5 protein-coding genes and 1 tRNA gene are annotated in these 3,629 nt (G+C 65.6%); 2 read left to right on the forward strand and 4 right to left on the reverse strand.

What is annotated here, in order from left to right:
• From AC6RA4_RS24035 to AC6RA4_RS24045, 3 genes are all read right to left on the reverse strand, one after another.
• The coding region (locus tag AC6RA4_RS24035; RefSeq protein ID WP_500164618.1) for an ABC transporter substrate-binding protein at positions 1-799 on the reverse strand (799 nt) is incomplete at its 3' end.
• A 105-nt stretch (positions 800-904) separates the two neighbouring features.
• Entirely contained in the window at positions 905-1,852 is a 948-nt protein-coding gene (locus AC6RA4_RS24040) for a sugar-binding transcriptional regulator (protein ID WP_500164620.1), read from the reverse strand.
• Positions 1,845-2,543, reverse strand: coding sequence for an HAD family hydrolase (locus AC6RA4_RS24045; RefSeq protein WP_500164621.1), 699 nt, complete (start codon positions 2,541-2,543; stop codon positions 1,845-1,847). Before AC6RA4_RS24045 ends, AC6RA4_RS24040 begins: the two co-directional genes overlap by 8 nt.
• A gap of 176 nt (positions 2,544-2,719) precedes the next feature.
• Between AC6RA4_RS24045 and AC6RA4_RS24050 the strand changes: the two genes are divergently transcribed.
• Together AC6RA4_RS24050 and AC6RA4_RS24055 are read left to right on the forward strand one after the other, a co-directional pair.
• A complete protein-coding gene (locus AC6RA4_RS24050; RefSeq protein WP_500164623.1) occupies positions 2,720-3,166 on the forward strand; it encodes an HU family DNA-binding protein in 447 nt (148 codons plus the stop codon).
• A gap of 108 nt (positions 3,167-3,274) precedes the next feature.
• Positions 3,275-3,349: transfer RNA gene (locus AC6RA4_RS24055), tRNA-Val, on the forward strand.
• A 52-nt stretch (positions 3,350-3,401) separates the two neighbouring features.
• Here AC6RA4_RS24055 and AC6RA4_RS24060 read toward each other — a convergent pair.
• Complete coding sequence (locus AC6RA4_RS24060) at positions 3,402-3,530, reverse strand: hypothetical protein (RefSeq protein WP_500164625.1); 129 nt, start codon at positions 3,528-3,530, stop codon at positions 3,402-3,404.
• Positions 3,531-3,629: the final 99 nt, after the last annotated feature.

Raw genomic sequence — 3,629 nt, forward strand, 5'->3', positions numbered from 1 at the left:
AGGCCGCCACGGTGGCGTCGATCCACATGCCGCACTTGCCCTGCTGGAACAGCGAGAGGTTCTCGTTGAAGCCATTGGTCGAGGCGCCCGGAGGACCGTAGTTGGTCATCAGGTCCATGTAGGTGTTGAGGGTGTTGGCCCAGGCCTCGCTGTCGAACTGGGGCTTCCAGTTCTCATCGAACCAGCGCGCGCCGAACGAGTTCGACATGGCGGTCAGGAAGGCCATGTTCTCGCCCCAGCCGGCCTTGCCGCGCAGGCAGATGCCGTAGATTTCGTTGTCCTTGTCGGTCATCGCTTCGGCGGCCTTGGCGATGTCGTCCCAGGTCGGCGCGTCGGGCATTTCCATGCCGGCGGCTTCCATCAGGTCCTTGCGGTACATCACCATCGAGCTTTCGCCGTAGAACGGTGCGGCATAGAGCTCGCCGTCGACGGTCAGACCGCCGCGGATCGCGGGCAGGATGTCATCCGCATCCCACTCGGCGGGCAGGTCGTTCAGCGACACGAGCCAGCCCTGCTTGCCCCAGATCGGAACCTCGTAGGTGCCGATGGTCATGACGTCGAACTGGCCGCCCTTGGCTGCAACGTCCTGCGTCACGCGCTGGCGCAGCACGTTCTCTTCCAGCGTCACCCACTCGACTTCGATGTCGGGGTACTGGGCGTTGAATTCATCCATCAGGCCCTGCATCCGGATCATGTCGCCGTTGTTCACGGTCGCGACGGTGATCGTTTCCGCCGACGCGGCGGTTGCAAGCGCGCCAATGGCGCACGCGCCCATCAGGGCACGGAACGAATAAGACATGGTAGTCCTCCCAAAACCTTCACACTGAGCATCTGCTCAAGAAGTGAATAAAAGCTCACATGGGGCGGCAATCTTGTCAAGCCTGATTTGCGTGCAACGCATGGCTTAACTGCTGAGCAAAGCGGCGGCGGTGTATTCGTCGGTGATCAGGCCCTGGATCAGTCCGCCCCGCAGAGCGGCCTTCAACGCCTTGATCTTGCTTGGGCCACCGGCGATGCAGATCACCGGATTGTCGTTCACGGGCACCCGCGAGCCGACCATGAAATTGTTGACGGGATGGTCGATGTAATTTCCGTCCGAATCAAAAATATGGCCGCAGATCTCGCCCGCCGCGCCCGCCGCCTGCACCGCGTGGAGCTCATCGGCGGTGATGAACCCGTCGACATAGAGCGGCGCGTCCTCGGCCATCTGGCCGATTCCGACGATGGTCAGGTCGGCCTGCGCCCCGAGCGCGCGCGAGCTTTTGACGTGGGGCAGGTTGCGATACGTCTCGAACGCTTCGGCATCGCGCGCCATCACCGGCACCGACATCGGGTAGTGCGGCGCGCCGGTCTTGTCGGCGATGCGCATGATGACCTCGTAGAACGAGGCCGAGCCATCCGGAGAGACATTGCCGATCAGCGACACCACGCGGTGATGGCTGGCGGGAATCACCTGCATCTCCTCGATCACCGCGCGCAGCATGCGCCCGGTGCCAAGCGCCACGAGCTTGGGCTCGGGATCGCTGAACACCCGTTCCAGCTCGGGCGCGGCGAAGGGGGCAATGGCGCGCGGCGCATCCTGTCCCGAACCGATCCCGGGGGCGACGCGCACCCGCGTCAGCTCGAATTTGCGGCGCAGGGCGCGCTCGAGCTCGAGGCATTCGGCGATCGGGTGGTCGATGCGCACCCGGACCAGCCCCTCGGCCATGGCGCGCGCCACCATGCGTTGCGCGCGCTGCCGCGAGATGCCCAGCTCCTGCGCGATCTGGTCCTGGCGCAGGCCGCCCACGTAGTAGAGCCAGCCGGCGCGGGCTGCGATGTCGTCGGCGGATGCCTCGCTGTCGTCACTCATGCGCCGGTCCCCCAGTCTGTCCCGATTTCAGAAGCTGCGGCGCAAGATGCGCGAGCTCGGAGAATTTGGCAAATGCCTGCTGCGGCAGGGCATCTGGCGCCGAGGGCGGCTCCATGCCGGTGAAATGGCTGCCGCCGGTGAACTGCCAGACCTGCATTCCGGCCGCCAGACCGGCCCGGATTCCGGCGAGAGAATCCTCGATCAGCAGGCAGTTTTCCGGCGCGATGCCGGCTTTCTCGGCGGCCCGCAGCGGCAGGTCCGGGGCCGGTTTGCCCCGTGTCACCTCGGCCGCGGTGGTGATCCGCCCCTCGAAATATCGCGTCAGCCCGACGATCTCCATCGACTGCGCCACCCGAGCCGGGCTCGAGCTCGTCGCGATGCCGTAGGGCACCGTGAGCGCCTCGAGCGTGTCGGTCAACCCCGGCATCGCCCGCAGCTCTTCGCGGAACGCCGAGACCAGCCGGGCGCGGTAGTCGGTCTCGAAGCCGACCGGCAGGGTGATCGCGAATTCGCGCCGGATCTGTTCGAGCACCACCGGGTAGCTGCGGCCGAGGAAGTGCTGCGCCACGTAGGGCAGGTCGATGGTGACGCCATACTTGGCCAGCTCCGCCACCAGCATCCGCGCGCTGATGACCTCGCTGTCGACGACGACACCGTCGAAATCGAAGATGACTAGCTGGATATCGGACATCGCGCTCTCCCTGTCGGCGGGTGTAGACCAGCACCACGGCCGGCGCCAGAGCGCGAGATGATGGCGAAACGCCATCCTCCGCAGCAGAGGGCGCTGTTCAGGCGCGGTTGAATTGGTTAATATTCTCAAATCGAGAGTTTTCGGGCGGGGCGCTTGCAAGCGGGAGTGGACTGGCGATGACACGCAACACCAACGCGCGCATCGGCGCGGTCGGGTCTGAGGAGGCAGAGGCCCGTCGCGAGGATTCGGACTTGGCCGGGGATGAGTCTTTGACCGGGGAGGACGCGCCCGGTGCCGAGACGCTGGCGGAGACGGATCGTCCCGAGGCAGACAGGATCGCGCTCGACAAGCGCGAGCTGATCGCGCGGGTGGTCGAGCGCTGCGGGGTGAAGAAGCGCGAGGCCAAGCCGACGGTCGAGGCGGCACTGGCGATTCTCGGTGAGGCTCTGGCCGAGGGGCGTGACCTGCGGCTCGAACCCCTTGGCAAGCTCAAGGTGAGCGACATCAAGAGCCGTGGCGACAAGCGCGTGATCGACGCGCGCCTGCGCCAGAACGCCGGATCTGCCGTGGCCGACGCCGCGGAGGGGGCTCTCAATATGGATAGCGGGGAGGGCGAAGACTGACCCGCCGTGCTGCCGCAACGGCATCGGAGCGGCGGGAAAGATTTCGCCGAAAATCCTGCGAATGCCCTCTTGCACCTCTCGGCGGCTTCTCTTATTAGACCCGCTACCGGGTGATTAGCTCAGTGGTAGAGCGCTTCGTTCACATCGAAGATGTCAGGAGTTCAAATCTCTTATCACCCACCATTTTTCTGAAGGGCGCGCTCTCCGATCGGATCGAGCGCGCCTTTTTTGTTTTCTAGATCTGGGTTTTCCTCGCCGAAGCTCGCCCGATCAGGGCGACCTCCTCGGCCACCGCGCGGCAGTGCGCGTCGCAGCGGGTGGGGGCGCGGTAGAGCGTGGCAAGCGTTTGCAGAATGCGGCGCATGGGTCACCACCTCTCTCTCAGGCCACGGGGCAGTGCGGGCGGCTGCGGCGCCGCGGGCAGGCCGATGTCGCGGGCCAGCGCCGGGTCGCGGCGCAGAAG

This window comes from Salipiger sp. (assembly GCF_059781815.1).